23 protein-coding genes are annotated in these 25,787 nt (G+C 64.6%); 10 read left to right on the top strand and 13 right to left on the bottom strand.

Annotated elements, in window-relative coordinates; translation table 11 throughout:
- Positions 1-47: 47 nt before the first annotated feature.
- Entirely contained in the window at positions 48-974 is a 927-nt protein-coding gene (locus PIN31009_RS13590; protein ID WP_150790602.1) for a LysR family transcriptional regulator, read from the bottom strand.
- A gap of 206 nt (positions 975-1,180) precedes the next feature.
- Here PIN31009_RS13590 and PIN31009_RS13585 point away from each other — a divergent pair, with 206 nt between their 5' ends.
- Together PIN31009_RS13585 and PIN31009_RS13580 are read left to right on the top strand one after the other, a co-directional pair.
- On the top strand, positions 1,181-1,852 hold the full coding sequence (locus PIN31009_RS13585; protein ID WP_150790601.1) for a glutathione S-transferase: 672 nt from the start codon (positions 1,181-1,183) through the stop codon (positions 1,850-1,852).
- A gap of 174 nt (positions 1,853-2,026) precedes the next feature.
- Positions 2,027-2,491 carry a nuclear transport factor 2 family protein gene (locus PIN31009_RS13580; protein WP_150685688.1) on the top strand — a complete coding sequence of 155 codons (465 nt, stop codon included), beginning with the start codon at positions 2,027-2,029 and terminating at the stop codon, positions 2,489-2,491.
- A 26-nt stretch (positions 2,492-2,517) separates the two neighbouring features.
- Here the strand turns inward: PIN31009_RS13580 and PIN31009_RS13575 are convergent, their stop codons facing one another.
- Positions 2,518-3,831, bottom strand: a complete 1,314-nt coding sequence (locus PIN31009_RS13575; protein ID WP_150790600.1) for a DUF2252 family protein — start codon at positions 3,829-3,831, stop codon at positions 2,518-2,520.
- 98 nt (positions 3,832-3,929) lie between these two features.
- Positions 3,930-4,784 (bottom strand): NAD(P)H-binding protein, encoded by an 855-nt coding sequence (locus tag PIN31009_RS13570; RefSeq protein WP_150790599.1) that lies wholly within the window; start codon positions 4,782-4,784, stop codon positions 3,930-3,932.
- 137 nt (positions 4,785-4,921) lie between these two features.
- Here PIN31009_RS13570 and PIN31009_RS13565 point away from each other — a divergent pair, with 137 nt between their 5' ends.
- The gene (locus PIN31009_RS13565; RefSeq protein ID WP_150790598.1) at positions 4,922-5,836 is read left to right on the top strand and encodes a LysR family transcriptional regulator; all 915 of its coding nucleotides are present in this window, start codon (positions 4,922-4,924) and stop codon (positions 5,834-5,836) included.
- 17 nt (positions 5,837-5,853) lie between these two features.
- Here PIN31009_RS13565 and PIN31009_RS13560 read toward each other — a convergent pair whose 3' ends face one another.
- Positions 5,854-6,762, bottom strand: a complete 909-nt coding sequence (locus PIN31009_RS13560) for a LysR family transcriptional regulator (RefSeq protein ID WP_150685194.1) — start codon at positions 6,760-6,762, stop codon at positions 5,854-5,856.
- Between the two features lie 109 nt (positions 6,763-6,871).
- Between PIN31009_RS13560 and PIN31009_RS13555 the strand changes: the two genes are divergently transcribed.
- Entirely contained in the window at positions 6,872-7,393 is a 522-nt protein-coding gene (locus tag PIN31009_RS13555; protein WP_150790597.1) for a DMT family transporter, read from the top strand.
- A 52-nt stretch (positions 7,394-7,445) separates the two neighbouring features.
- Here the strand turns inward: PIN31009_RS13555 and dapA are convergent, their stop codons facing one another.
- Positions 7,446-8,471 carry a 4-hydroxy-tetrahydrodipicolinate synthase gene (gene dapA, locus PIN31009_RS13550; protein WP_150790596.1) on the bottom strand — a complete coding sequence of 342 codons (1,026 nt, stop codon included), beginning with the start codon at positions 8,469-8,471 and terminating at the stop codon, positions 7,446-7,448.
- 446 nt (positions 8,472-8,917) lie between these two features.
- Here dapA and PIN31009_RS13545 point away from each other — a divergent pair, with 446 nt between their 5' ends.
- Complete coding sequence (locus tag PIN31009_RS13545; protein WP_150790595.1) at positions 8,918-9,631, top strand: DUF4142 domain-containing protein; 714 nt, start codon at positions 8,918-8,920, stop codon at positions 9,629-9,631.
- Positions 9,632-9,818: 187 nt separating this feature from the next.
- Complete coding sequence (locus PIN31009_RS13540; RefSeq protein ID WP_150790594.1) at positions 9,819-12,971, top strand: VTT domain-containing protein; 3,153 nt, start codon at positions 9,819-9,821, stop codon at positions 12,969-12,971.
- Here PIN31009_RS13540 and pdxR read toward each other — a convergent pair.
- Complete coding sequence (gene pdxR / locus PIN31009_RS13535) at positions 12,855-14,321, bottom strand: MocR-like pyridoxine biosynthesis transcription factor PdxR (protein ID WP_150790593.1); 1,467 nt, start codon at positions 14,319-14,321, stop codon at positions 12,855-12,857. The genes PIN31009_RS13540 and pdxR overlap by 117 nt on opposite strands.
- Positions 14,322-14,425: 104 nt before the next feature.
- Between pdxR and PIN31009_RS13530 the strand changes: the two genes are divergently transcribed.
- Positions 14,426-14,857, top strand: coding sequence for a carboxymuconolactone decarboxylase family protein (locus PIN31009_RS13530; RefSeq protein ID WP_087687756.1), 432 nt, complete (start codon positions 14,426-14,428; stop codon positions 14,855-14,857).
- A 9-nt stretch (positions 14,858-14,866) separates the two neighbouring features.
- On the opposite strand, the gene PIN31009_RS13525 is transcribed toward PIN31009_RS13530, so the two are convergent.
- Together PIN31009_RS13525 and PIN31009_RS13520 are read right to left on the bottom strand one after the other, a co-directional pair.
- A complete protein-coding gene (locus PIN31009_RS13525) occupies positions 14,867-15,652 on the bottom strand; it encodes an FRG domain-containing protein (RefSeq protein WP_058378458.1) in 786 nt (261 codons plus the stop codon).
- Positions 15,653-15,795: 143 nt separating this feature from the next.
- A complete protein-coding gene (locus tag PIN31009_RS13520; RefSeq protein ID WP_150790592.1) occupies positions 15,796-16,302 on the bottom strand; it encodes a DUF2938 domain-containing protein in 507 nt (168 codons plus the stop codon).
- Between the two features lie 131 nt (positions 16,303-16,433).
- Between PIN31009_RS13520 and PIN31009_RS13515 the strand changes: the two genes are divergently transcribed.
- Positions 16,434-16,901, top strand: a complete 468-nt coding sequence (locus PIN31009_RS13515) for a helix-turn-helix domain-containing protein (protein ID WP_150790591.1) — start codon at positions 16,434-16,436, stop codon at positions 16,899-16,901.
- 20 nt (positions 16,902-16,921) lie between these two features.
- Here PIN31009_RS13515 and PIN31009_RS13510 read toward each other — a convergent pair whose 3' ends face one another.
- From PIN31009_RS13510 to PIN31009_RS13490, 5 genes are all read right to left on the bottom strand, one after another.
- Positions 16,922-18,445, bottom strand: coding sequence for an enterochelin esterase domain-containing protein (locus PIN31009_RS13510; RefSeq protein ID WP_246185660.1), 1,524 nt, complete (start codon positions 18,443-18,445; stop codon positions 16,922-16,924).
- A gap of 8 nt (positions 18,446-18,453) precedes the next feature.
- On the bottom strand, positions 18,454-20,919 hold the full coding sequence (locus tag PIN31009_RS13505) for a TonB-dependent receptor (RefSeq protein ID WP_246185659.1): 2,466 nt from the start codon (positions 20,917-20,919) through the stop codon (positions 18,454-18,456).
- A gap of 187 nt (positions 20,920-21,106) precedes the next feature.
- A complete protein-coding gene (locus tag PIN31009_RS13500; RefSeq protein ID WP_150790588.1) occupies positions 21,107-22,117 on the bottom strand; it encodes a FecR domain-containing protein in 1,011 nt (336 codons plus the stop codon).
- On the bottom strand, positions 22,114-22,623 hold the full coding sequence (locus tag PIN31009_RS13495; protein WP_150790587.1) for a sigma-70 family RNA polymerase sigma factor: 510 nt from the start codon (positions 22,621-22,623) through the stop codon (positions 22,114-22,116). Before PIN31009_RS13495 ends, PIN31009_RS13500 begins: the two co-directional genes overlap by 4 nt.
- Before the next feature lie 175 nt (positions 22,624-22,798).
- Positions 22,799-23,722 (bottom strand): helix-turn-helix transcriptional regulator, encoded by a 924-nt coding sequence (locus PIN31009_RS13490; RefSeq protein WP_150790586.1) that lies wholly within the window; start codon positions 23,720-23,722, stop codon positions 22,799-22,801.
- Between the two features lie 230 nt (positions 23,723-23,952).
- On the opposite strand from PIN31009_RS13490, the gene PIN31009_RS13485 reads away from it, so the two are divergent.
- Entirely contained in the window at positions 23,953-24,705 is a 753-nt protein-coding gene (locus PIN31009_RS13485) for a crotonase/enoyl-CoA hydratase family protein (protein ID WP_150790585.1), read from the top strand.
- A 55-nt stretch (positions 24,706-24,760) separates the two neighbouring features.
- Complete coding sequence (locus PIN31009_RS13480; protein WP_150790584.1) at positions 24,761-25,687, top strand: 3-hydroxyacyl-CoA dehydrogenase NAD-binding domain-containing protein; 927 nt, start codon at positions 24,761-24,763, stop codon at positions 25,685-25,687.
- Positions 25,688-25,787 lie beyond the last annotated feature (100 nt).

Below are 25,787 nucleotides of genomic sequence, written 5' to 3'. Positions count from 1 at the left end.
TGGCCGCGCCCCGGAAGTCATTCTTCCGCGCGGCGTACGAATCGCCGTTACGCTTTCTCCGCGACCTTGTGCACGCGCACGAAATGCTTGCGCAGGCGCGGCACGGCAAAGTCGACAAAAGCGCGCACTTTAGGGACGGCTAGGCGCCCCTGCGGCGTGATGACGTGCACGGGCATCGGCGGATGTTCATACTCGCGCAACACGATCTGCAACGTGCCGCGTTCGATCTCGTCGACCATGTGATAAGTCAGCATCCGCGCCACACCGTGGCCGGCCACCGCCGACGCAATCGCCGCACGAATCGAATTGACGATCAGTCTCGGCGTGAACTGCACCACCTGCGGCACCGACGCCCGCCCGCTCGCCGGAAAACGCCACGAGTCGATGCCGAAGTAAGTCATCGACACGATCTGATGTTTCGACAGATCGGCGGGGGTCTCAATAGGCGCGTGCGACGCAAGATAGTCCGGCGACGCCGCAATCACCCGTCGGACTTCGCCAACCTGAGTCGCGACGAGCGATGAGTCGGGCAAATGCGCAACCCGCAGTGCCACGTCGATTCCCTCATCAATCAAGCTGACCGGAACGTCGCTCAACGCAAGCCGCACCGTTACGGCCGGGTACCGCTCGATGAAGGCATCGACGATCTCCCGCATCAGCGTCTCGCCGGCGGCCAAGGGCGACGCAACGGTCAGCAAGCCGCGCGGGGCGGAACGTTCACCGGCAGCGAGCACGTCGGCTTCGTCCAGATCGAGCAGAATGCGGCGGCAAGCGGCGGCGTAGCGCTCACCGGCGGCGCTCAGCCGGATGGTGCGCGTGGTGCGATGTAACAGGGCCGTGCCGGTATGGGCTTCAAGATACGCGATGGCGCGGCTCACAGCGGCGGCCGAGCGCCCGAGGCGGCGGGCGGCACCGGCAAGGCTGCCTTCGTCGAGCGTGGCGACGAAGACCTTCATCGCATCGATTCTGTCCATGAGCAGGGTGGGATGACGGTTTGGTAGTGACTTGGAAGCGGGTGAACGGGGCGAATATTGCTAATAGAGCGGTTAAAGCGTTTAGAGCATTTTGCCGTGTTCCGCACGGCTGACTCGCCCGGCAACCGATCAGATGGGCAAGATTACCCCTAAATCCGCCAATACGGCGACAATGGCGTTCGGATCAACCGCCGGAGTCCGAACGTATGATCACTGTCCATCACCTGAACAACTCCCGCTCGCAACGCGTGCTCTGGTTGCTCGAAGAGCTTGGCCTGCCTTACGAACTGCGCCACTACGCCCGCGACCCCAACACAATGCTTGCGCCACCGGAGCTTCGGCAGGTTCACCCGCTCGGGAAGTCGCCGGTCCTGACCGACGGCGATCTGACGCTGGCCGAGTCGGGCGCCATCATCGAGTATCTGGTCGATCGTTACGGAGAAGGGCGATTGGCCCCACCGCGCGATACCCCCGAACGCCTGCGCTGGACCTACTGGCTGCACTACGCCGAAGGCTCCGCCATGCCGCCCTTGCTGCTCAAGCTCGTGGCGTTGCGCATCGCAAGCGCGCCCATGCCGTTTTTCGTCCGTCCCATCGCCCGCAAGATCAGCGGCACGTTGCAGTCGAGCTTTGTCGATCCGCAATTGGCACTGCACTTCGGCTATGTGAACGACGAACTGGCGAAGACGGGGTGGTTTGTCGGCGACAGCTTCAGTGCCGCCGATGTCCAGATGAGTTTTCCGCTGGAAGCCGCAGCCGCGCGCGGCGATGCCAAGGGCCGTTGGCTCGCTATCGACGACTTTCTCAAACGCATTCACTCACGTGAGGCCTATCAGCGCGCACTCGCGCGTGGCGGCCCCTACGAGCTGTTGAGCTGACGCGGCTGCGCCAAGCCGTGTCAGCCAAACCCGATTCCGTTCGCTTCTTTTACCCCTGACATCACGACACCCCTGACGTCCTACGCCACACACGACATCATGAAAACCATTGTCGCTTCGTTGCTCGCCACTGCCGCCGTCGTTCTGACGCCTGTCACCCACGCCGCAGAGGGCATGCCGCCCGTGCCCGGTGCCGCGTTGTCGGCGGCCGGTGCAGAAGGTCTCAACCCGTCGGCTACGCCCGTACCCACGGTGTCCGCTGCCCAGATGGCCGCCAACAAACAGGCCGTCCTCGCGTTCTACGAGGCCGGCCTGAATCGCAAGGACTTCGCGGCAGCGCGCCAGTATCTGGGCACGCAGTACATCCAGCACAATCCGAACGCGGCCGACGGCGTGGAAGGCTTTGGCAAGTTCCTCGACTTCCTGCGCAAGAACCAGCCGGATTCGCACAGCGATATCGTGCGCGCCTTCGCCGATGGGGATTACGTGATTCTTCACGTGCGCAAGGTGCCGCATCCGGGCGACGCGCCGATTGCCATCGTCGACATCTTCCGGCTCGATAAGGGCAAGATCGTCGAACACTGGGACGTGTCGCAGCAAGTGCCCGCCAAGACAGTCAGCGGCAACCCGATGTTCTGATCCGTATCGCTGCGAGCGGTGACGTTTCAGGTCTCGCCTGAAATTACCCGCTTGCAGTGTTCGAGATAGGCCGCCTCGTGCTCGCTCATCAGTTGCACGACGCTGTTCCAAAGCCATACGGGCGCGTCGATAGACTTCGAGCGGTTGCGTTGCAGTTCAGTGAGCCACGAGCGGCAGGTGGCATCGTCCATTTGCCGCGCGTGCGCTTGTCCGACCACGTGCGCGAGGTAGTACGCAATCTCGGCAGCGTCGTTGACGGTGAGCGTTTCAATGCTGAGCTTGAGATCCTGCGGCAGCAACTCGCGAATGATGATCGAGCGATCCATCATGCGTGCTGCGCGCATCCGGTCACCGAGAAATGGTGAAAGATGCTGCGCCCCTTTGACGACCCGCTCGGCGTTGTCGCGCGGCATACGAACACCGGGGTAGCGCGGTGCGGCGGCTTTCACACCTTCCTTCAGATCCATCAGGCAGAGGTCGTCGCCTTGCACGACACCGCCGTCCACATCCAGCAGCACCGCATAGCGCAGCCGTCCCAGCGAACTACACCCCTTGACCCAATACGCAGCGTCGAGCACTTCGACATGGCCATCGTCTGGGCGCCCGCGCAAATCGGTCGCGAGACGCGCAATGGTTTCCCGCTGAAAGAGCCCGTCGATCTCGTTCTTCTCAGTCTTGCTCAGTGGCCAGAAGCGCCGGCCGAGCGGAATCGTCGGACGGATATCCTCGATGCGCTCCAGCGCCAGATGTTTCCACGAGCGCTTGGTCGCCTGCCGCAAGATCAAATCGACCACTTTCGGGCGTTCGTAGTCGTCGTCGGCGCCGTTCTTCTTTCCCTTGGCAGACTTGCTACTCGCTTTGCTGCCGCGCTTCCCGTTGCGCTTGCGCCCGTTCGCGCTCTCCTCATCCGGAGCATCGCCGCGTTCGAACGCCGACTCGTAGCCGTGCGTGAGCGCTTCGAGCATATGGATGACAGTGAGGCCGGAGAGCGACGAGCCGCGTGCGGCGCTCGCCAGCGATAACGCCAGCCGCACGAGATCGTGAACCGGGTTGCCGATGACGGTCTGATCGAGATCGCGAATATGGACTTCGACATGACCGCGCGCGTTGGCCAGCGGCCCGAGATTGCCGGTGTGGCAGTCACCGCAGATCCAGATGGCGGGTCCCTGCGGCAAATTGACGTCCGCGTTGCTCAGCCATTCATAAAACCGGATCGTGCTGCCACGGACATAAGCGTGAGGTGAGCGCGCCATCTTGCGCGCCCGTTCGCTGGTCAGACGCGCCAGCCGCTCGTCCGGCGTGGCCCAACTGTGCTTTTTGCGGTGCTTGCCGTTTGCCATATCGTCAGCTCCCTGAGCGCACACCGCGCGGGCCACCATTGTTTGAACCGTGGTCCCGCGCGGCGTTGCAGTGCCCTCAGTGTCAGCGAAATGGCAACTCAGTGGCAAGTCACCAGCGAATTCACCACATCGGCAAGGGTTGTGGTGCCTTGACGCGGCGTGCCTTCGAAGCTGAGCCAGCCCGCGTTGAAGCCGTCGAGCATTTGCATGCGCGGAATCGGGTTGTGCATGCCTTGCGCCTTGAAACGGGCTTCCCATTCGGCACGCGGCACTTCACTGGCTTCGATCGATCGCCCAAGTGCACGACCCAGCGCGTCGGCCAGTAGCGCCGGCGATACCAGTGCCGGGCCTGTCAGCTCGATCACGCTTTTGCCCTCCCACGACTCGCGCAGCAGGTGAGCGGCCGTGCTGCCGACGTCGGCGGTCGCCACCATCGGGATCGCGCGATCCAGCGGCGTGAGATAGCTCTCCAGCACGCCGTCAGTGCGGGCGCGTGCGACATCCCACGCGGCGTTCTCCATGAACCATGCCGCACGCAGGAACGTGATCGGCAACGGCAGCGCACCGAGGTGTTGCTCCAATGCCGACAACTGGGAGAGCAGGCTGGTTTGAGTGGCTTGCGCACCCACGGTCGAAAGGCAGACGACACGGGCCGGGCGCGCCGCTTGCAGCGCCTCCGATACCGCCTTGATGACAGCACGTGACTCGGCAAAGTCGGGTGACGGATCGAAGGTCGGCGGGAGCAGCACGAACACCGCCTCGGCACCGGTGAAGGCACGGGTGAGCGCGTCGGCGTCCGTCATGTCGGCCAGTGCCACATCGCAACCGCGCGCCTGCCACGCCGCACCCTTGGCGGCATTGCGCACCACGGCACGCACCGCCTCGCCTTGGGCCAGCAACGTTTCGGCGAGCGCGCCGCCGACTTGTCCGGTAATTCCTGTAATGGCGTACATCTCAAATCCTCTGAACACTGCGGTCCACACCGCGTTGGACGCCATTGTCGGTATCTGCGTCACATTTCGCGATAACATGAGTGTCATTTAATTCATGCCAAAGTGGCATAAAACACGGCAGGCGGAGGCGCGACCCCATGACAGGATTCGACGAGCGAATGCTCAACGGCATGAGCGTGTTCGTAGCGATCGTGGAGGCGGGGAGCTTTGCTGCCGCCGGCGAACGCCTCGATATGTCCCAGCCCGGCGTCAGTCGCGCGGTAGCCCGACTCGAAGCGCGGCTGGGCATCCGGTTGTTCGATCGAACGACGCGGGTGGTGTCGTTGACGGATGAAGGGCGGCGCTTCTACGCGCAGGTCACGCCGTTGCTGGCAGGGCTGGAGGATGCGGCAGCGACCGCGTCGGGCGGGGCCACTGCCGTGCGCGGGCGACTGCGCGTGAACATCGACCCGTTCTTCTCGCGGCTGATCCTTGGGCCGAGCCTTGAAGCGTTCCTCGCGCAGCACGAAGCGCTTCGCCTTGAACTGATCACGCGCGACAGTCTCGGCGATCTGATCGCCGACGGCTTCGATCTGGCCGTGCGTTTCGGTGTGCCGCCCGATTCGACGCTCGTGGCGCGCAAGCTGCTCGATACGCCGATTCGAACGGTGGCCGCACCGAGCTATCTGAAGCGTTGCGGCCGTCCGCTCAAGCCGGAAGATCTCTCGGGCGAGGCGCACACGTGTATCGAATTTCGTGACCCGCAAACCGGTCGGCCATTTCCGTGGGAATTTCATCGCAAGCGCAAACGGCTGACGGTCCCCACGCACGGCCGACTCGTCGTCAACGACGCCGGTACGTTGCTGAGCGCGTGTCTTGCCGGTTATGGCATTGCACAGGTCATGGGGTTCGGTACCGACGTTTGGCTTGAGAGCGGCGAACTGGTCGACCTGTTTCCTGACTGGCCGGACGAGCGGTTTCCGCTGTACGCCTACCATCCGTCGCGACATCATCCGCCTGCCAAAACACGGGCGTTTCTCGACCTCGTGACCGCGCTGACAGCACAAGCCTGACGGCACGGATAGGTCGATCAGGCGTCGTCGGCACAAACAACGGCGATCTGATCACGCAGCCAGCGATGCGCGGGGTCGACATCACGCCGCGTGTGCCAGACGGCCTGAAACGCGAAGGCCGGAATCGGAAACGGCGGCGGGAAGCGCCGCAACTGCCGGTCGTGGCGCAGATGCGCGACCGCGCGCTCGGCGACGGTGAGCACGAGATCGGTACCGGCGATCAACTCGGTGGCAACGCTCCAATGCGGCATCGCGACGGCGACGCGGCGCGTCTGCCCCTGATCGGCGAGCGCCAGATCGATTTCGTTGGCAGTGTCCGGACGCATCGCCACGAGCACATGCGGCCGCGCCAGCCACGCGTCAAGCGTGAGTGCGCCACGCGCCGGCAGGGTGGTCCGATCGGCCACGCAGACGAACGATTCGTCGAACAGCGTCTGCGCCTGCAACTCGTCCGGCAGATCGTGAAAAACCCCGAGCGCCAGATCGATTTCGCCATCGAGCAACTGCGTCACCATCGCCTCGCGGCTTGTCTGCGAAATCGCCAGATCCACCCCCGGTGCCTGCGCCCGCAGGCATCGCGTCAATGCCGGGAGAGCCACCCGGGCCCCGTAATCCGACAACGCAAGGCGGAACGTGCGGCGTGCGCGCCGGGCGTCGAACGCAGGCGCATGCAGCAACCCCTGCAACTGGGCGAGCGCATCGTCGAGCGGCCGTTGCAATTCCTGCGCGCGGGCAGTCAGGGCAAGGGCGCCGTCACGCCGAACCAGCAGCGGATCGTCGAAGATCACGCGCAACTGCCCGAGCGCATGGCTGACCGCAGGCTGGCTGCGATGCAGCCGAACCGCAGCGCGCGACACGTGGCGCTCCGCGAGCAACGCATGCAGCGTCAACAGCAGGTTGAGGTCGATTCTGCGCAAATCATCCATTGGCTATCCATGTGACGAATAGTTAGCGTACGAATTTCGAATTTCCATTATTGGAATGGATGATGCACCCTCAAGGCAAGTCATGATTTACGCCAAAGGAGGTCACTTCATGAACGCATCCTTCGCTACTTCGTTCTCGCCTGCGGTGTTGTTGCCGCTGGTTGTGGCCATGCTGGCAGGTGCCGTCGTGCCGTTTCAGGCAGGCAGCAATGCAGCGCTCGGCCGCGCGCTGGGTCATCCGCTGTGGGCCACAGTGGCATCTTTGCTGGTCAGCCTGATCGTCATCCTGCCGGTTTTGATCGGCATGCGCGCCGGCGCGCCGGATCTCGGCAAGGCGGCCGGCGGCCCGTGGTGGCTGTGGATCGGCGGCATTGCCGGGGTGGCTTACATCACGGCAGCACTGATCCTGACACCGCGCCTCGGCGCGGCAAATTTCATCGTCTGTGTGGTGGCGGGGCAGGTGGTCGCGTCGCTCGTCATCGATCACTTCGGACTGATGGGGTTGGCGCAGAAACCCGCCAATCTCGCCCGCATCGCTGGCGTTGCGTTGATCGTCGCCGGCATGCTCGTGGTGCAGTGGGGCACGAGCACGCCGGTGAAGTCGATGGCCGGGCAGGCGGTCGGCTCGTAAGCCTGCCAGCCGCCGTCATCAAGCCGTCCAATCCGCCGTCACGCTCCCGCCGTCATGCTGCATTCGCGGCGTTTGCCCCAAACTGCGCATCGACGGCCGCGATGGCATCCACCAACTGCTGTGCCAGCGCGGGCGACGCGCTGGTCATCGGCGCACGCAGTACGTCGGCCAGCAAGCCCTCGCGCGCCAGCCACGCCTTCACCGGACCGGGATTCGCCTCGGCAAAGAGCAGCCGCACCACCGGCATCAAGGCGTGAAACAGCACCCGTGCCACGTCGAGTTGCTGCGCCTGCACGGCACGATATAGCGCGACGAAATGCGACGGACGGCAATGCGACGACGCGATGATCGCGCCATGTCCTCCCATCGTCAGGGTCGAGAGCAGTTGATGATCTTCGCCCGCGAGTACCGACAAACGTCCGTCTGCGATCAGGGCCTGCGTCGTGGTGGCATTGCCGCCGCAGTCCTTGATCCCGCGAATGTTGCTATGGCCGGCCAGCGTCAGCAGGGTGTCGAGCGTCAGCGTGGAGCCGGTGCGATACGGAATGTCGTAGAGCACGAGCGGCGCACGCGAGCGGTCAGCCAGCGTATGGAACCAGTCGATGAGCCCCGCCTGTGACGGCCGGATGTAATACGGCGCAGGCGTCAGCACACCCGCGAGCGGCAGCGCATTGAACGCATCGAGCCGTGCCAGCGTGTGCCCCATGTGATTGCCCGCCAATCCGGCGATCACCGGCAAATCGCCCGCCTCGGCCAGCACGGTGTCGAACACGGTGAGTTGCTCGGCGTCGTCAAGCGCAGCCGCTTCGCCGGTCGTGCCGCAGATCACCAGACCGGCAATCCCCGAGCGGCGATAGTGGGCGACCAATCGGCGCAGCGCGGCGTGGTCGACCGGGGCGTCCGAGGTGTTCGTGCTACCGGGCAGAAAAGGCGTGACGAGCGGCACCCAGATCCCGCGAAACGCCGGCGCTTGGCCGCGTGACGCGAGTTGTGCCTTGGATGGCGAGGCTGAATGTGAAGCCGGATTTGAAGCCGACCCGGTAGCGGCGTGCGATGTGTGTGACGGCGTGTCCTGCATGAGTGTCTCCAGTCAGTTCCAAAACGACAAACGTGTGATGACCTGTACGGCAAACCGTTCAGCAGGACGACGTGAATCGCGAGACGCGTGGGGAACTACAGGGCAGGCGGGCGAGGTGCGCAGAGGCGCGGGCGGGACTGCCGGGTCCACGTGGCTATTCCGTCGCTCAACTGACGGAACAGCACGCTCCGGTCAGTTGAGCGACTGTTTTTTAGCTTTGACGAACGCGCCCGGCTGCCGCGTGGCGGCAACGCTTACTGCGTACGAGAGAAGGGCGCTGAAATTCGTCATGCGGTGACTTTATACGCAGCGCGCGGATGACGTCAAGCGCGTCGTCTTAAAAGATCACCGTGTGCGATGCGTCTCCCGGCACCCCGCTTAGGAACCATTCGGCATTGAAACTTTGTAGCGGAGGGCGGCACCGCATAGAAAAGTTCGATGACGCGATGACGAACGGTGCCGTTGACTACGTAGTCGAATGGGCATCTATCGTCGCCATCCGTTGTCGTCAACCTTGGGAGGACAGAATGCAGACACGACACCTCAAAATGTCCGGCGCGTGCCTCGCCGCCGCAACCTTGATGTTCAGCACGTGGACGTTTGCGCAGGAACTACCGAAAGGAGAGCCCGCACAGGGCGGCGGCGATGAGATAGGCGTCGCCGGGGGCGGCGTGGACGTGACGCGCGCGGCTGCCCAAGCCCAACGCACTGCACAGCCGACCGCGGGTCTCGACGCCGAGTTTGTCGACAAGGCGCAGCAGGCGGGCAAGGCAGAAGTGCAGGCCAGTCAGGTCGCGGTGCAGCGTTCCACCAACCCCGCCGTCAAGCGCTTTGCGCAGCAGATGGTCACCGACCATAGCAAGGCGAATGAAGCGCTGCGGCAACTCGCCGCGAAGAAGGGCGTCAGCGTCCCCAACGACACGGCCGTCAACCCCGACATCGAGGCGCTCAAACAGAAGAAGGGACACGCGTTCGATGTGGCCTATATGGCGCTGGCAGGGCCGGACGCGCACGAGCAGGCCGTCCAGCTTTTTTCACTGGAAGCGGATAAGGGACAGGACTCAGACTTGCGCGGATTCGCACGTCAGACGTTGCCTACAATTCGCCACCATCTCAGTGAAGCCCGTGAAGTTTCCGCCAAAGTCGAAATGGGGAAATAAGGCAGCTTCAACGCAATATCAGCGGATTTCGTCGCGACTAACGATGTTTTAGCGACGAAATCCGCTTTCTGAATGTGCCCCTTCGCGGCACCGCCTTGCGACGCCCGAGCGGGTTCAGAAACCTTCGGAAAGCTTCCCGCCATGTGCAGCCTGCAACTCGTGCGACGCGCGCCGAGTCACACATGGCATGAAGCCCGCCCATCCTCCGACTGGTGTTGTCGAGCCATTGTTACGTGAAGGCCGCAATTGCTGGCGCATCGAGCCTGCCGCGCGCATGCGCATGCTCGTCGACGGCGAAGCCTACTTCAGCGCACTGCGCGAATCGTTGCAGCACGCACGGCACACGGTATTCATCCTCGGCTGGGACATCGACAGCCGCATGCAACTTGCACCGGAAGGGCCGGACGACGGCTTGCCCGCCGGGCTGCGCGACTTTCTCGATGCGCTGGTGCGGCGAAACAAGTCGCTGCGTATTTATGCGCTGAGCTGGGACTTCGCCATGCTTTACGCGCTTGAGCGCGAGTGGCTGCCCGCCGTCAAACTCGACTGGCAGACGCATCGCCGGCTGTCCTTCCGGCTCGACGGCAGGCACCCGACGGGCGCGTCGCATCACCAGAAAGTGGTCGTGATCGATCAGCGCCTTGCGTTCGTCGGTGGTCTCGATCTCACGCGTTGCCGGTGGGATACGCCAGCCCACGCCCCGGATACGCCCGGCCGGCGCGATCCGTCGGGTCACGCCTATCCGCCGTTTCACGACGTGCACGCGATGGTCGACGGTGAGGCGGCCCGCGCGCTCGCGCAGCTTGCCGAGGCGCGGTGGTATCGGGCCACCGGCATGCACGTCGACCTGCGCTTTCGCGATACCCGCGACGCACCGTATGCGCCGCTCGACCCGTGGCCTGCATCGGTGGCGCCCGATCTGACCGACATCGATGTCGGTATCTCGCGCACGGCCCCGGCGTTCGAAGGGCGGGGCGCGGTGCAAGAGATTCAAACGCTCTATCTCGATGCCATCGCCGCTGCGCGCGACCGGCTCTACTTCGAGAATCAATACTTCACGGCAACACCGATTGGCGATGCCCTCGCGGCGCGGCTTGCCGCCGACGACTGCCCGGATATCGCCGTTGTGTCGCGCCGCGCCGAGAGCGGGTGGTTGCAGGAGCAAAGCATGGGAGTCTTGCGAGCGCGCTTGTACCGGCGCTTGCGCGAAGTGGACCCACAGGCGCGTTTTCGCCTCTACTGCCCGGAGGTCCCCGGCATCGCCCCCGCGTGTGTGAACGTGCACAGCAAAGTGATGGTGATGGACGATGCGTTGCTCGTCATCGGCTCGGCCAACCTGAACAATCGTTCGATGGGGCTCGACACCGAGTGCAATCTGGCCGTCGCCGCCAATGGCGATGCGCGCATCGCGGCGGGCATCGCCCGTGCGCGCAACCGGTTGCTGGCCGAGCATCTCGATGTCACGGAATCGGCCGTGGCTGACGCGCTGACTCGCGCACAGGGCGGTCTGCACGGCGCAATCGATGCACTGCACCGAGAGGGCGAGCGCACGCTCGAAGCCTTCACGCCTGAGCTGGACGAAGCGGACGATGCCGCATCGCCGGGGGCGGTGGTGCTCGATCCGATGGAGCCCATCGACTTCGAAAACGTGATGGAAACCTTTATCGCGCACGAAGCGCGTCCGAGGTTGATCGGCCGTATCACCGCGCTCATCGTGTTGCTGGTGGTACTCGCCGGGCTTGGGCTGGCGTGGCGCTACACGCCGTTGCGGGAGTGGGCCGATATGCAGCGGGTGCTCGGGTTTGTCGAGATGATCCGGCACATGCGATTGGCGTCGCTCGCCATGATGCTGGTGTATGTCGTGGGCTCGCTGGTCATGGTGCCCGTGACCGTGCTGATCGTTGTGACAGTGGTCGTGTTCGGGCCGGTGATGGGGGCGCTCTACGCGCTAGCCGGGACGGCGCTGGGCGCGATGGCTGGTTACAGCGTCGGACGGTTGGCGGGACGCGATGCCGTGCAGCGCTTCGGCGGACGCCGCCTGAACGCGCTCAGCCGCCAGATTGGCGATCACGGTCTGCTGGCCATGATCGTGCTCCGGCTGATGCCGCTCGCACCGTTCACGCTGGTCAATCTCGTGGTGGGTGCTTCGCGCATTCGTTTGCGCGACTGCCTGCTCGGCACCGTGATCGGGATTACGCCGGGCATTCTGATCGCGGCGGCGCTCGTCGATCGGGTGACCGCGTTGGCGCAGCGCCCGAACGGTTGGACGGCCGTGTTGTTCGCCGTGGTACTCGTCATCCCGGGGTTGGGTATCGTTGCGCTCAAACGCCACATGGGAGGCAAATCTGCGCCGTCGGCAGCGAAGGCGCGAGCGGTTTCAGCGTCGACTGAATCGACATCGGGTCCGACATCAAGCCCTGCATCGAATGCGGCGTCGCGCCGTACGAGTCCCGACGCCATGGTGCCGGACGGCGCAGACAGCCCGATGGAGACCGTCAGTCGCGAGATGGTGGTTGCCAGCTACAACGTGCATGGCAGTGTCGGCACCGACGGTCGTCATGATCCTGAGCGCATTGCCCGTGTGCTCGATGAGATCGACGCCGATATCGTTGCGTTGCAGGAAGTCGCATCGAACGCCCCGGGCGTCGGGTTGCTCGCGTCGTATGCGGAGGCACGGGGGATGCACGTGATTCCCGGCCCGACGCTCAACCGCGACGGTTCGACATTCGGCAACGCGCTGCTGACCCGCTTCGCGCCCGTGGCCGTCCGTCATATCGACCTGAGTGTGAATGGCCGTGAACCGCGCGGCGCCATCGACGCGACGCTCGCATGGCAGGACGCACAGGGGCGCGAGATGCAATTGCGCGTGATCGCCACGCACCTCGGCTTGCGCCCGGGCGAACGCCGCGAGCAGGTGCACCGTCTGCTGCAATGCCTGTCGAACCAGCCGCGCGCAGCGATGGTGCTGCTGGGGGACGTCAACGAATGGTTTCTCTGGGGCCGGCCGCTGCGCTGGCTGCACCGGTATTTCGAGCGTGCGCCGCATGTCGCGACATTTCCGTCCCGCTGGCCGGTATTCGCGCTGGATCGTATCTGGACATCGCCGCGCGCCCATCTGAACGGCGTACGCCGCCACACGACGCCGCTCGCGAGATTGGCTTCCGATCATCTGCCACTGGTGGCGTCGTTGCGCACGACGCTACCCGTGCGCGCTGCCAGCGCATCAAACCCCTCGGGTGGCCGTCAACAATTGCCCGCACAACTGCATCGCGACCTCGGGGCCGGTGATGTTGGTGAAGCCGAGGAGCAGACCCGAGCGCGCCGGAAGACGGGCACGTGATGTCCCTGACGCCGCACGCATCTGCCAATTGCTGACAGCCTGTACCGCCAGCCCCTGTTGCTGGGCGGCGGCGACCAACACCTTGTCATCGCGTCCGCGCGGCAGGCTGGCCAAGGCATGGATGCCTCCCGCTTGCGGCGCAACGCTGAGCGTGTCGTCAAACACGTGCGACAACGCGTCAACGAGAAAGCCGCGCCGCTCGCCGTAGAGTGCGCGCATCTTGCGCAGATGCCGGGCGAAGTGGCCTTGCGTCATGAAGTCGGCGACGGTGGCTTGCAGCAAAATCGAGCCGGGGCCGGGCAGGTGTCTCGCCGCGTCGCGAAACCGGTCGATTTGCGATGCAGGCACGACCAGATACGCCAACCGAAGCCCCGGGAACAACACCTTGCTGAAGGTGCCCGTGTAGAGCACACGGTCGTCGCGGTCCAGACTCTTGAGCGCGGGCAACGGGCGGCCGTGGTAGCGAAACTCGCTGTCGTAGTCGTCTTCCACGATCCACGCATCGCGTTGGCTGGCCCACTCCAGCAACTGGAGGCGGCGCGGCAGCGACAGCGTGACACCCGTCGGACTCTGATGCGTAGGCGTGACCACGGCAAAGCGCGCATCGCCCGCGTGCTTGAGACCTGCCGCCACATCGAGACCTTCCTCGTCGACCGGTACCGGTGCCAGCCGCATACCGGCGCGTTCGAGAAAATGCCGCGCGAATAAATAACCGGGGTCTTCATACCAGCCGGTATCGCCGGGGCTCAGCAGCGTGCGGCAGACCATTTCCAGCGTGCCAAGGTGCCCCGCGGTGACGAAAACCTGTTCATGTGTGCAGGCAATGCCACGCGAGATGCCCAGATAGGTGGCGATGGCGCGGCGCAGCGGATCGTAGCCGGTGATATCCGGGTAGATCAGTGCGGCGGTGTCCATGACCCGCGCATTGCGGCCTGCCAGTCGTGACCACGTCTTGCGCGGAAAGGCATCGAGCGCGGGCAAGCCAAGTTGGAACGGGCGGGGTGCGGCGCCAGCCGGTGCGCTCCGTGGCGCGGTGTCGGCCGCAGTCGCGGGCGGCAGTGGCGGGGCAGCCGGCCCGGGCTCGCCAAGACTCTCGATACGGGGCGAGATGAAAGTGCCTGCGGCGCCGCGCGCAGTGAAATAGCCCTCGCTGGTCAACATCTGATAGGCCAGCTCGACGGTGCCCCGCGCCAGATTCAGTTCGCTGGCGAGGCTGCGTACCGAGGGCACGCGCTCACCCGGACGCAGCTTGCCCGCAGCGATCACGTCGAGATAGCGCCGGTACAGTTGCAGATAAATCGGGGCATTCGCATCTTTTCCACGGCTGGGCTTCAGCTCATGCAGTTCCATACTCGATGTCCTATTCGATCAGTCAATTCTTGTATCTGTTCGATGGGACATGATTTTCCTAAAGTATGGGTTCCGCGACAAGCAAATCCCACTTGGAGTCAGTCATGAGCACCCTTCGTCTGCCGTATTACACCCTGTCCGCCGAAGCCTATCAGGGCTTTGCCGCCACCAAGAAAGCGCTGTCGAAAAGCACGCTCGGCAAGCCGCTGGTGGAATTGGTCTACCTGCGCATTTCGCAGATCAACGGCTGCGCGTTCTGTCTGGAGATGCATTCGAAGGCGCTGCGCTCGGACGGCATGGCCGACGCGAAGATCGACAGTCTGGCGGGCTGGCGTGTGAGTTCGCATTTCGACGCGCGCGAACGTGCCGCGCTGGCGTGGACCGAATCACTGGTGGATGTGGCGCATACCCACGCGCCGGATGAAGATTTCACGCCGCTGAAGGCACATTTCAGCGATGCCGAAATCGCCGATCTGAGCTTTGCCGTCGCGCTGATGAGCGCGTTCAACCGTCTGGCGATCGGTATGCGTCAGTGAGTGAAGCGGCTACCCCAACGTCTGCGTCGGCCAGACCATTTCGATCTCGATGGCGATGGAGCGTGCCAGCCCATCCAGATCGGGAAACAGCGACGCGTTGGTGACGTTCATGCGGTACAGCCACTTCATCGCCTCGGCCCGTAGCGCAACGGGCAGCACGATTTTGCGCAACAGCGGCTCTTCGCTTTCGTAACCATCGAGAATGCGATGCAGCGGGCGGTCGATCACGCCGGGCACGACGAACGTGCCCGATTGCGCGATCAGCCGTCCATCCATCTCTTCGGGCTCACCGAACCACACCACCTCGTTGTCGTTGCTGAGGAAGTACTTCTCCATATTGCCTTTCACGCGCGGGTCGATCGTGTCGCGCGTGAGCCACGGGGCATGACGCGGCCGGGCGCTGTCGTCGTAGAGGGCTGGGGTGTTCAGGGCGAAGATGGCCGCGTCGCTGGTGGCCCGTTCCAGTGCGAAGAAGGCCGCCACGAACGGCGATTTGGTGAAGTCGAGCATGCGCGTCGGGGCGCCGTGGTGCTGCATCAGGCCGAGGCAGCGCAGGTCGTCGTGCAGCATCTCCGGCAGCTTGACGTGGTTGAGCGCCTTGCGACGGAAGATGCGAATCGCCCGGGCTTCGCGGCTGCGCCATTGCTCCTTGTCGGAGACGTAGGCGTGCAGATAGCGCGACAGCGAGCTTTGGGGATGCCAGCGGGCGTCCTGCTGGCCGCGAAAGGCCCACCCTTCGAAGCGGGAGGACAACTCCATGAAATCCTTCCAGCTCGAAATGACGGTGGTTTCCATGGCGATCCTTGTAGTGGCTTTCTTATTGGGGTGAAGCGCTATGCCCCGGCAAGCGAGACATAGCGTCGGCCACTATAGTACGGCGCGTGTGACAGCTCAAGCGCGTAGCCTCATTTGCGTCATTTTGAAGCGCCGGCCGCCCATCAGTTGCCTGCCGCGATCGAGACGAGTTGCGCCCCAAGATACAGCCCCACGCCGAACACGCCGTGCGTCATCAGGCTGCGCAGACGTGCCTGCGCGGGGGCCGGTGTCTTCGACGCCGCCACGCCCGCGCCAAAGGCCGGCTGCATGACGAAGAACGGCACGGCGACGGTGGCAATGCCGAAAGCCAGTGCGGGCAGGATCGTCGGGGTCTGAAGCCAGCTCGGGCCCGTGAGCGCTACGAGGCACACGCCAAAACCCACGCCGATGGCGTAATGCGCGAACCAGCCCAGCGCGCGCTCGCCTGACACCGGTGTGGCTCGCCCGATACCCGGGTGCGCAAAGCGACCGGCCGGCATGTGGCCCAGCCAGCGCCCGACCATCGCGTAATCCAACGACGCCATACCGAACAGCCGGCGCAGCAGCCACGCCCACACATCCACCGCCACGGTGGCGATTACGCCGACCGCTGCGGCTTGGGCGGCCAATAGAAGCCAAGTTGAAGTCATGTCTGAAGTCTCTTTCGCGTGCGTAGCGTACATTGCGTGCGTCGCGTAGGTTGATACGGCGGCCACCTGCGCGCCGTGATTGAGGCACTATACGAACTCAAGTCAACTTGAAGTCAAGCGGAGTGGCGGATATGACACTGGACATTGGCGAGGTCGTCGAGCGTGCGGGCGTGCCGCCGTCGACGTTGCGGTATTACGAAGAGAAGGGATTGATCGCTGCGACAGGGCGCCGCGGATTGCGCCGTCAGTACGACGACTCGGTGCTTCAGACGCTGGCGTTGATCGCACTGGGCCGCACGGCGGGATTCTCGCTCGATGAGATTTCGGGCATGTTGATGCCCAAGGGAAAGGCAAGTATCGACCGGGCCCGGTTACAAGAGAAATCCGATGAGATCGACCGTACGATCCGGCAGTTGAGTGCGTTGCGCGATGGCTTGCGTCACGCCGCGCAATGCCCGGCCACCGAGCATCTGGCGTGCCCGCAGTTCCGCCGATTGCTGAAGCTGGCAGGCACGCGGCGCGTGGCGCATGAGCCGCAGGTGCCGGCGCGTGGCAAGCCCCGCGCTTCCTCCCGGACGACAGGCACCAAGGGCGATTGATCGCCCCGGTGCTCTCACCCTTATTGCATCGGGCAGACCGTCGAAAGACTGCCCGGTGCATCCGGCGCCGCATGCAATGCCGCTTGCGTGGCCGGTGTGCCGATGAGCGCCATCAACCCGCAGGCCAGTGACCCACGCCAATGGAAGTAGTCGTGTCCCGTGGGCGTCGACGCATACATCACGCGATAGCCCTTGGCGTGCAACACGTCACGCATGTGCCGGCCGGACGTGCCGATACCGGTCGGCCCGCGCCGGTCTTCGAATTGCCCCGACTCCAGATAGAACGTCATCGGCAACTTCGGTGCATTGGCATATTGCCGAATCAGCCAGCCGGTCTCGCGCGTGGCCGCATCGCCCTGCGACGGTGCCCACCAGTACGAACCCGACTGCGACAACACGTTACCGAACCACTGCGGCGCTTGTGACGCCGCCCACGCCGACGCGAGGCCGCCGTAGCTCGACCCGGCCACCACCGTGCGCGCTGCCGGTGCCGACACGCCTTGCGCCTTCGCCCACGGCATCAGCTCGTCGGCAAGAAAGCGGGCAAATGCCGGGTTGGGGGGCAGTTCCTTGCCGCGCGTGTTGCCATCGATGACGCCGACGATCAGTGCGGCTGTGCGCGGAATCCGGCCTTCGGCAATCAGGTTGTCCAGAATCACCGGCGTGGGCACGGTGTTCACGTACGCGTGCGCATCGAAGACGACGAGCAGGCCCTGCGCCTCGTCTCCGGCGCGATAGCCTGCCGGCCGATAGACGTAGACGTCGCGCGTATTGCCGAGCGCGGCGCTGGTGAAGCGCGTCGCCTGCACGGTGCCGGCCGGTACGTTGTCACGACGAGCGATCCACGGTTGCGGCGGCGCACCGGGCAGGGTGACCGACGACTTGGCGTTGCGTTTGCCGTCAAAGCCCTCCACTTCGAACGGATGACGGTTGAGCGGATCGACTTGCAAAGTTTTCAGGATGGCGCGACGGCGTTCCATCGCTGTGCCCTCGATCTCCGGCACGTCGGGCGCGAGCTGATACGAGAGCCGCGTGCTGGCGGGCACGACGTAGCTGCGATACCAGACGTCGCTGTTGCCGAGCTGACGCATATCGTCGTAATCGCCGGACGGCGCGCCGAGAATGCGCACGCTGCGCGGGTGCCCGCGCCAGAGAAACGTGACCAGCGACGTGTTCTCGGTCTCGCGGCCGAGTAGCGAGGCGGGTTCGTCGCCGGTGACCGAACCGGCGGGCACGGTCTCGATCAGCGGCGTTCCTTTGACGCTCACGTCCTGCCAGAACGCATCCGTACTGCCGCCGGAGCCACCGGAACATAGCGCCGCATTCAGTGCCAGCAGACGCGGGCTCACAAGCCCCAGACGATATTTCGGCGCTGCCGGATCACCAGCGCAGGCGCCTTGCGGCGAGGCGGGTGCCGCGTTCACTGGTGCCGCGTGCGCCGCATTGACGGCGAGCGAGAGAACGAGTGCGGCGGCGGCGCTGGCGGCCAGCGCGGCACGAGGTGTTGAACGTGTTGAAGATGTCGAAGGTGTCTGATGTGTCATGTCGAGCCTCAGAAGTCGATGCTGGTCGAGAGCTTGACCGTGCGGGGGGCGTTCTGAATCACGTAGCCGTCGTTGAACGTGCCCGACCATGCGATGCGGTTGGTCACGTTTTCAACGGCGGCGCGGAACACGACCGCCTTGCCATATACGCGGGTGACATAGCGCGCGCCGATGTCGTAGCGCGTGAAGCCGCCGATGCGTTGTGTGTTCGACGAGTTCACGTATTGGGCGCTGGTCGTGATCATGCGGCCCGACACCGTCACGCCGGGCACCCACGGCAGGTCCCATTCGGTGCCGAGGTTGGCCGTCCACTTGGGCACGCCGTACGGGGTGTTGCCGTTGTAAAGGTTGCCGGCCGTCTTGGTCAGTTCGCCGCGGGTGTACGCCACGCCGCCCAGTACACGCCAGTGCGGCGTGAATTCACCGAACACATTCCACTCCACGCCCCGGTTGCGTTGCTCGCCGTCCGGGTTGTAGGTGTTGGTCGCCACGTCCTTGATCATGCTGGGCTTGGTGATCTGGAAGAGCGACAGCGTGTTCGAGAAGCTGCCTGCATCCCACTTCACACCGACTTCTGCCTGCTTGCTGCGGTACGGCGCAAAGATTTCGCCGTAGTTGGCGGCGCTCACGTCGGTGACCATGCCGCCTTGCGTGAGCCCTTCGATGTAATTGGCGTAGAGCGAAACACTCGGCCCGAACGGCTTGAGCACGACACCGAATGCCGGCGTGATGGCGTTCTCGTCATAGCTCGAGGTCTGCTTGCCGGTGGCTGCCGCAAACGCCTGCGCCCGCACGCGCTGGCTGCGCACCCCGGCGATGAGCGTGACGCGGTCTTGCCAGAACGACATCGTGTCGGCCAGCCCGAAGCTCGACAGCGTGGTGGTCGACGTCTTCGGTGCGCTGCCCGGGTCTTTGGCCAGCGTCGGATTCACCGGTGCGTAGATGTTCGAGTTGTAGTTGGCGCTCGTGGTGAAGACGTTGCCGCTGGTGATATCGAGCGAGGTCGCCGAGAGCGTCAGTTCGTGCTTGACCGGGCCGGTGCGGAACTTGGTCCGCACACCGGCATCGAGCGAGAGCGTGTCGGTCCAGCCGCGTTGGAAATACGTGGCGCCGGTGTAGCTGCCGTCCGGTTTGATCGGGCCCGTGCGCGTGCCGGTAATGAACCCGGAGTAGCGGTAGCTGAGCGCACCCACGCCGGCGTAGGCCGTAATGGCGTCGGTTACGTCCACTTCGCCGCGCAGTTGCACACCGGTGCTTTCGATATCGCCGAACTCGCCGCGCAGCACGTTGGTACCGGCCGCGGGCGGGGCAACGACTTTGGTCGCGAACGTTGCCATCCACGGGCTGCCGCCCCTGAACTTCTCCGTGTCGGTATAGACATCGAGACCGAAGCGGGCACGGTCGGTTTTCAGGTCGAGGGCCAGCGAGCCGAACTGGCGTTGCTTGTTCTGGCCGTCGAGCGTGGTGCGTCCGTCGCGCAGCGAGCCGTTGAAGCGGATGCCGAACTCCTCGTTGTTGCCGAAGCGGCGCCCGACGTCGGCCTGCACGCCGAACTGCGAGTCGGACAGGTAGTCGGCCGTGATGCGCGCCAGCGGTGCGCTTTCGGCCTTCTTCGTCACCACGTTGATGGCGCCGCCCACAGCACCCGACGGCGACATGCCGTTAAGCAGTGCGTTTGGGCCCTTGAGCACTTCCACGCGTTCGATGAACTCGACCGGCAGGTGGCCGTAAGGCGACACGCCGTACATGCCGTTGAGCGAGACTTCGTCGGCCGTGAGCGGAAAGCCGCGAATGCTGAAGTTTTCGTACATGTGGCCGCTCGACGTGGTGAAACGCACCGAGGGGTCGTTATCGAGCACGTCGGCGAGCGTGGTCGCCTGCTGATCCTGAATCGTCTTCGCGGTGTAGGACGTGATGCTGAACGGCACGTCCATGTAGTCCTTGTTGCCAAGCAGGCCGAGGCGGCCGCCACGCGCGACCTGACCGCCGTCGTACGCTTCCGGCAGACCGACGGCCTGCGCCACGACATGGGTGGTCGGCAGCAGCACGCCGCCTTCCGCGCCGGGCGTCGCGGCGGCGTTGTCTTGGGCAGCGGCGCGCAGCGTGTACACGCCGTTGCTGCCGCGCATGGCTTGCAGCTGATGCGGTGCGAGCAGTTGATGCAGCGCGTCGTTCAGCGTGTAGTCGCCGTTGATGCCCGGGCTTTGCCGTCCTTGCGTGAGTGAGGCGTCCACCGCCAGTTCGATGCCGGCCGCGTTGGCGAAGCGGTTCAGTACGGCGTCGAGCGTGCCGGGGGCGACTTGCCAAGCGCGTCGCACCTCGGACGCGGCTTGCGCGGACGGTGCAGCGGCAGGGGCAGCATTCGCGTGCGAGGCGGCACCGGCGGCGGCAAGTGCGATGAGCAGGGCAATCGCCGGACGCAGGGCGGCGGCAGAGACGGTAGGGCGCAAGGGAACAGCTTCGGAAATCAACATCGGCATGCCTGTTGGTTCGGATCAAGGGATACCGGCGGGTGTGGATGTGCCACGAAGTGACACGGCGTCACACGTTTTGCGCCGGTGCATGCTTGGTATTCCGAACGAGATCGGCAAACCCGCAATCGAAAATGCAAAAAAGTCGAAATATTTTTTGGGAGGACTCGCGCTCCCGTGCCCGTACCTGCTAGTTCGCCTTGACGGTCACCCAGTAGCGGGTGCGATACACCGTCTCGACCGGCAGGCCGACGGCCAGACTGGCCAGCGCGCGGTCGGTATCGGCCAGCGAGAACACGCCGCTCACGCGCAGATCGGCGACCGCCGCGTCGCAGCGCAGCACGCCGTGCCGGTAGCGGGCGAGGGTGTCGACGAGATCGCCAAGGCGAATGCGCTCGACGATGAGTTGGGTGCGCGTCCATGCGGCCGCGTCGGCGTTGGCGGCTTCCGGTGGGTCGATCGCATCGGCCGAGAACCGGGCGAGCTGCCCGGCATCGAGTCGCTGCGTGCGGCCGGTCTCGGCGGTACGCACGAGCACGATGCCGTCATAGACGGCGACCTGCGTGTGCTCACCCTCGTCGCGTACCGAGAAGCGGGTGCCGATGTCGCGAATCTCGCCTTGGCGCGTCGCGACGATCAGTGGTGCCCGCGTCGCACCGGGGACGGTCTCGATGCAGAGTTGTCCGCGCCGCAACGTAATACGCCGTTCGCCGGGCGTGAGGCGAATGTCCACCGCCGATGCCGTGTCGAGCCACAGGCGCGTGCCGTCGGCAAGCACGAGGCTTCGAACTTCGCCAACCCCGGTCGCGTAATCGGCGGCGGCGTACTCCCAGACGGAAGACCGCTGGAGCGCGTAACCGGCGCCCGCAAGTGTGAGGAAGCCGCCGAACACGCGCAGCGCGCGACGGCGTCCGGCCGTTGAGACACGTGGCGAGGGGCGGGCGGTCAGTGTGTCGAACGCGACGCGCGGCGGCACGGCTTCGAACTTGCGGCCGATGGCGCCGAGGCGTTGCCACGCGCGCTCGTGGTCGGGATGCGCGGCACGCCAGCGGTCGCACGCGGCGACATCGTCGGCGCTTGCGGAACCGGACCAGAGTCGCGCCAGCCAGACACTCGCCCGTTCGATCACTTCGGCGGAGAGCGGTGCCTGAGGGGCCTGCTGCGGGTTGGTCGCTGGAGAAGCGGGGCGTCCTGCGCTCATGCGTCGCTCCCGTATTGCACCGCATAGCATTCGCGCAGGGCGTGCGCGATGTACTTCTCCACGGAGGAGACGGAGACCTGCAACCGTTCGGCAATCTCGCGGTATTCGAGCCCTTCGAGCTTGCACAGCAAGAAGGCGGTGCGCGCCTTCGCCGGCAGACGGTGGAGCAGGGTGTCGATTTCGATGAGGGCTTCAAGCACAAGCGCGCGGGTCTCGGGCGAGGGCGCCACCGGTTCCGGCAGAGCGGCCAGCGTTTCCAGATAGGCCGCTTCGATATCGCGGCGGCGAAACAGGTCGATCACCAGACAGTTGGCGATGCGGGCGAGATAGCGCCGGGAGTCTTCGGGTTGCGGTGCGCGTCCGCTCGAGAGCACGCGCAGATAGGTGTCATGCGCCAGATCGGCGGCGTCGAGCGTACTGCCCAGCTTCTTGCGCAACCAGCCGCGCAGCCAGCCGTGATGGTCGCTATAGAGCGCACTCACCTCGCGCTGAAAATGACTTTCCATGATTCCCCGTGTTCGCATGGCGCGAACGCCTCGGGCGACGCCGCAGCGTGCTCGGGACAGACCGCTCGCGCGGCCAGCCTACGGCGGGAAAGCGCTTTTCTGCGAATGATAATGATTCTTATTTATTCTAATCGGGAATGTTGAGGCGACGCAATAGGCGTGTCATTCATAGCGCTCACGCTGCGCGCGCCGGTGCAAGCTGTCGCGTGAGCGTCGTAAGCACGTCGTCTTGCGAAAGATCCGACGTATCCACCGTGACATCGGCCAACCGGTACAGGGCCTCACGGGCGTCGAGCATGCGATGGATATGGTCGAGCGCTTCCTTGCGCAGGGCTTCGGTCGCGATACGCGCGTCGTTCTGCTGCATCACGCGCTGGAAGTGCACTTCGGGGCGGGCCTTCATCCAGACCGTGCGGAACGTTCGCAGCACCCGCTCGTAGGTGGCCGCTTCGGAGACGATGCCGCCCCCGGTGGCGAGCACCACATGCTCGTGCTCGGCAATGATTCGCTCGATGCACTGGCGTTCGATGCGGCGCATGGCCGCCTGACCGTACAGCGTGATGACTTCGCCGATGGCGATGCCCGCTTCACGCTCCACTTCCTTATCCAGTTCGATGAACGGCGCGCCGATGGATGCTGCCAGTCGAGGCCCGAGTGTGGATTTGCCCGCGCCGCGCAAGCCGATCAACGCGATACGGTGGCCGCGTGCGGGCGTACCGAGCGCGCCGGGCGTCACGATCTGGCGTCGCAGGCGGGATAGCGCCTCCGGCGGTTGCTGACGAAGATACTCGACCAGCATCAGCAGATCGCCGTCGTAGGCCATGCGCTCGGCGACCAGCGTTTCGACGGCGACGTTCAAGGCGTCGGCCAGCTTGTGCAGCACGGTGAGCGATACGTTGCCCGTGCCGGCCTCCACGCGCGCGAGATAGGGCAACGAGACCCCCGATTGCTCGGCGAGTTGTTTGCGTGTCATGCCGCGCTGGGCGCGCAACTTGCGCACGCGTTGGGCCAACGACGCCAACCGCGACGCGGCTGTGGCGTCGGCAGCGACGTCACTGGCATCCACCGTTTCGGCAGCGTCGGACGGGCGTTTGACCATAGTTCGATAGGGCTCGACGGCCTCTCTGGGAATTGTCGATAAATATACTATGAGATATCACGGCAACAATGCGTGATGTTGCCATCAGGCAGATGAAGGTCGCCATATAGTGCAATAAATTGCGTAATTTAATGATTTATCCCTGTTAACCCTGAATTGCATTGCACAAGTCGCGCAAGATGAAAAATATCTTATAAGATACTTTTCACGATTTGGAGCCGATGCAAAACATGACCTATCCCCACCTGCGAGTGCGCGTCGAAGACGCCATCGCGTATGTCGAACTCGATCGCGCCGCCAAGCGCAACGCCTTGTGCAACGCCGCCATCGATTCGCTCGAAGCGGCCTTTCGCGATTTCGACGACAGCGTGCGTGCCGTTGTGCTGACGGGCGCCGGCGAACACTTTTGTGCGGGGCTCGATCTGGCGGAGAACAGCACCCGCGATCCGCTTGACGTACTGCGCGTCTCCCAGCGCTGGCACAAGGTCTTTCACGACATGCAGTTCGGTGGCCGTCCGATCGTCGCGGTGCTGCAAGGCGCGGTGATTGGCGGTGGCCTCGAACTTGCGCTGGCGGCCCATGTGCGTGTCATCGAGCGCAGCGCATTCTTTCAACTGCCTGAAGGCAAGCGCGGCATCTTCGTCGGTGGCGGCGCGTCGGTACGCGTCGCGCGTATTCTTGGTCCTGACCGGATGACGGAGATGATGCTGACCGGCCGCCGCTACGACGCTGTGGACGGCGAACGGCTTGGCCTCGGCCACTATCTGGTCGATGCGGGGGCAGGACTCGCGCTCGCATCGCAACTCGCCCGCGAGACGGCGGCCAACAGCCCGCTGTCGAACTGGGCAACGATTCACGCACTCTCGCGCATTCACGACATGTCGATGGCCGACGGCTTGTTCACCGAGTCGGTCACCAGTGCGCTGATGCTTGCCACGCCGGAAGCGCGCGAGCGGATGGAACGATTCCTCGGCGGCGCATGACGCTGACGCCTGCCGAGCCGCCCAAACCCGGGCGGCATGCCTTCAGGAGACGAATGTGAAATACGACAGCATTGAACAGGTTGCCGTCATCGGCACCGGCGTGATCGGTGCGAGCTGGGCGGCTTACTTTCTCGCACGCGGCCTGCGTGTTTCCGCGTGGGACCCTGCACCCGGCGCGCGCGAGCGGCTACGCGAGACCGTCGACGCGCATTGGCCGACGCTGGTACGCATTGGCCTCGTCACCGACGCCTCACGCGACGCAATGACCTTTCACGACACCCTTGAAGGCGCACTGCAAGGCGCGGACTTCGTGCAGGAGAGCGGCCCGGAGCGCGAAGACCTGAAACAGGATCTCTTCCGCCGCATGGACGCGGCGCTGCCGCCGTCGGTGGTGATTGCATCGAGTTCGTCGGGCTTGCTGATGAGCCGTGTGCAGTCGGTGTGTCAGCACCCCGGACGCGTGGTGCTGGGCCATCCGTTCAATCCGCCGCATCTGATTCCGCTGGTCGAGGTCATCGGCGGCGAGCAATCGTCGGCCGAGGCCATTGCCACGGCGATGCAGTTCTATCTCGCGATCGGCAAGCGTCCGATCCACGTGCGCAAAGAGGTCAAGGGGCACATTGCGAATCGCTTGCAGGCGGCGCTCTGGCGCGAGGCGATTCATCTGGTCGATACCGGCGTGGCGTCGGTGGCCGACATCGATGACGCCATCGCCTACGGCCCGGGGCTGCGCTGGGCAGCGTTCGGTCCGTTCCTGAACCTGCATCTCTCGGGTGGCGCGGGCGGCATCGGTCATCTGCTGGAGCATCTCGGGCCGCCCATCGAATCGTGGTGGGCCGATCTGGGCGAACCAAAGCTGACCGACGAACTCAAGGCCCGCATCGTCGCTGGTGTGGACGCTGAACTGGCCGGACGCGGCAACGCGCGCATCGAAGCGCAACGCGACGCGGTCATTCTCGGCATTCTCACCAACAAGCCATAAGTCGCAAGTCGCAAGTCGAACGTCGTCGGTCAAAAAACGATAAGCCATAAGCCGGGCTGCCTCGCGAAGCCGTCGCAGCCGCACACCTCAGGAGACAGGC

The organism is Pandoraea iniqua, assembly GCF_902459685.1.
GTDB lineage: Bacteria > Pseudomonadota > Gammaproteobacteria > Burkholderiales > Burkholderiaceae > Pandoraea > Pandoraea iniqua.
This window is presented reverse-complemented; position numbering and strand designations above follow the sequence as displayed.

What these genes read in the sequence shown, in the direction of transcription:
- PIN31009_RS13590 (WP_150790602.1), bottom strand. Translation starts at nt 974, where the DNA reads ATGGACAGAATCGATGCGATGAAGGTCTTCGTCGCCACGCTCGACGAA.
- PIN31009_RS13585 (WP_150790601.1), top strand. Translation starts at nt 1,181, where the DNA reads ATGATCACTGTCCATCACCTGAACAACTCCCGCTCGCAACGCGTGCTC.
- PIN31009_RS13580 (WP_150685688.1), top strand. Translation starts at nt 2,027, where the DNA reads ATGCCGCCCGTGCCCGGTGCCGCGTTGTCGGCGGCCGGTGCAGAAGGT.
- PIN31009_RS13575 (WP_150790600.1), bottom strand. Translation starts at nt 3,831, where the DNA reads ATGGCAAACGGCAAGCACCGCAAAAAGCACAGTTGGGCCACGCCGGAC.
- PIN31009_RS13570 (WP_150790599.1), bottom strand. Translation starts at nt 4,784, where the DNA reads ATGTACGCCATTACAGGAATTACCGGACAAGTCGGCGGCGCGCTCGCC.
- PIN31009_RS13565 (WP_150790598.1), top strand. Translation starts at nt 4,922, where the DNA reads ATGACAGGATTCGACGAGCGAATGCTCAACGGCATGAGCGTGTTCGTA.
- PIN31009_RS13560 (WP_150685194.1), bottom strand. Translation starts at nt 6,762, where the DNA reads ATGGATGATTTGCGCAGAATCGACCTCAACCTGCTGTTGACGCTGCAT.
- PIN31009_RS13555 (WP_150790597.1), top strand. Translation starts at nt 6,872, where the DNA reads ATGAACGCATCCTTCGCTACTTCGTTCTCGCCTGCGGTGTTGTTGCCG.
- dapA (WP_150790596.1), bottom strand. Translation starts at nt 8,471, where the DNA reads ATGCAGGACACGCCGTCACACACATCGCACGCCGCTACCGGGTCGGCT.
- PIN31009_RS13545 (WP_150790595.1), top strand. Translation starts at nt 8,918, where the DNA reads ATGACGAACGGTGCCGTTGACTACGTAGTCGAATGGGCATCTATCGTC.
- PIN31009_RS13540 (WP_150790594.1), top strand. Translation starts at nt 9,819, where the DNA reads ATGAAGCCCGCCCATCCTCCGACTGGTGTTGTCGAGCCATTGTTACGT.
- pdxR (WP_150790593.1), bottom strand. Translation starts at nt 14,321, where the DNA reads ATGGAACTGCATGAGCTGAAGCCCAGCCGTGGAAAAGATGCGAATGCC.
- PIN31009_RS13530 (WP_087687756.1), top strand. Translation starts at nt 14,426, where the DNA reads ATGAGCACCCTTCGTCTGCCGTATTACACCCTGTCCGCCGAAGCCTAT.
- PIN31009_RS13525 (WP_058378458.1), bottom strand. Translation starts at nt 15,652, where the DNA reads ATGGAAACCACCGTCATTTCGAGCTGGAAGGATTTCATGGAGTTGTCC.
- PIN31009_RS13520 (WP_150790592.1), bottom strand. Translation starts at nt 16,302, where the DNA reads ATGACTTCAACTTGGCTTCTATTGGCCGCCCAAGCCGCAGCGGTCGGC.
- PIN31009_RS13515 (WP_150790591.1), top strand. Translation starts at nt 16,434, where the DNA reads ATGACACTGGACATTGGCGAGGTCGTCGAGCGTGCGGGCGTGCCGCCG.
- PIN31009_RS13510 (WP_246185660.1), bottom strand. Translation starts at nt 18,445, where the DNA reads ATGACACATCAGACACCTTCGACATCTTCAACACGTTCAACACCTCGT.
- PIN31009_RS13505 (WP_246185659.1), bottom strand. Translation starts at nt 20,919, where the DNA reads ATGTTGATTTCCGAAGCTGTTCCCTTGCGCCCTACCGTCTCTGCCGCC.
- PIN31009_RS13500 (WP_150790588.1), bottom strand. Translation starts at nt 22,117, where the DNA reads ATGAGCGCAGGACGCCCCGCTTCTCCAGCGACCAACCCGCAGCAGGCC.
- PIN31009_RS13495 (WP_150790587.1), bottom strand. Translation starts at nt 22,623, where the DNA reads ATGGAAAGTCATTTTCAGCGCGAGGTGAGTGCGCTCTATAGCGACCAT.
- PIN31009_RS13490 (WP_150790586.1), bottom strand. Translation starts at nt 23,722, where the DNA reads ATGGTCAAACGCCCGTCCGACGCTGCCGAAACGGTGGATGCCAGTGAC.
- PIN31009_RS13485 (WP_150790585.1), top strand. Translation starts at nt 23,953, where the DNA reads ATGACCTATCCCCACCTGCGAGTGCGCGTCGAAGACGCCATCGCGTAT.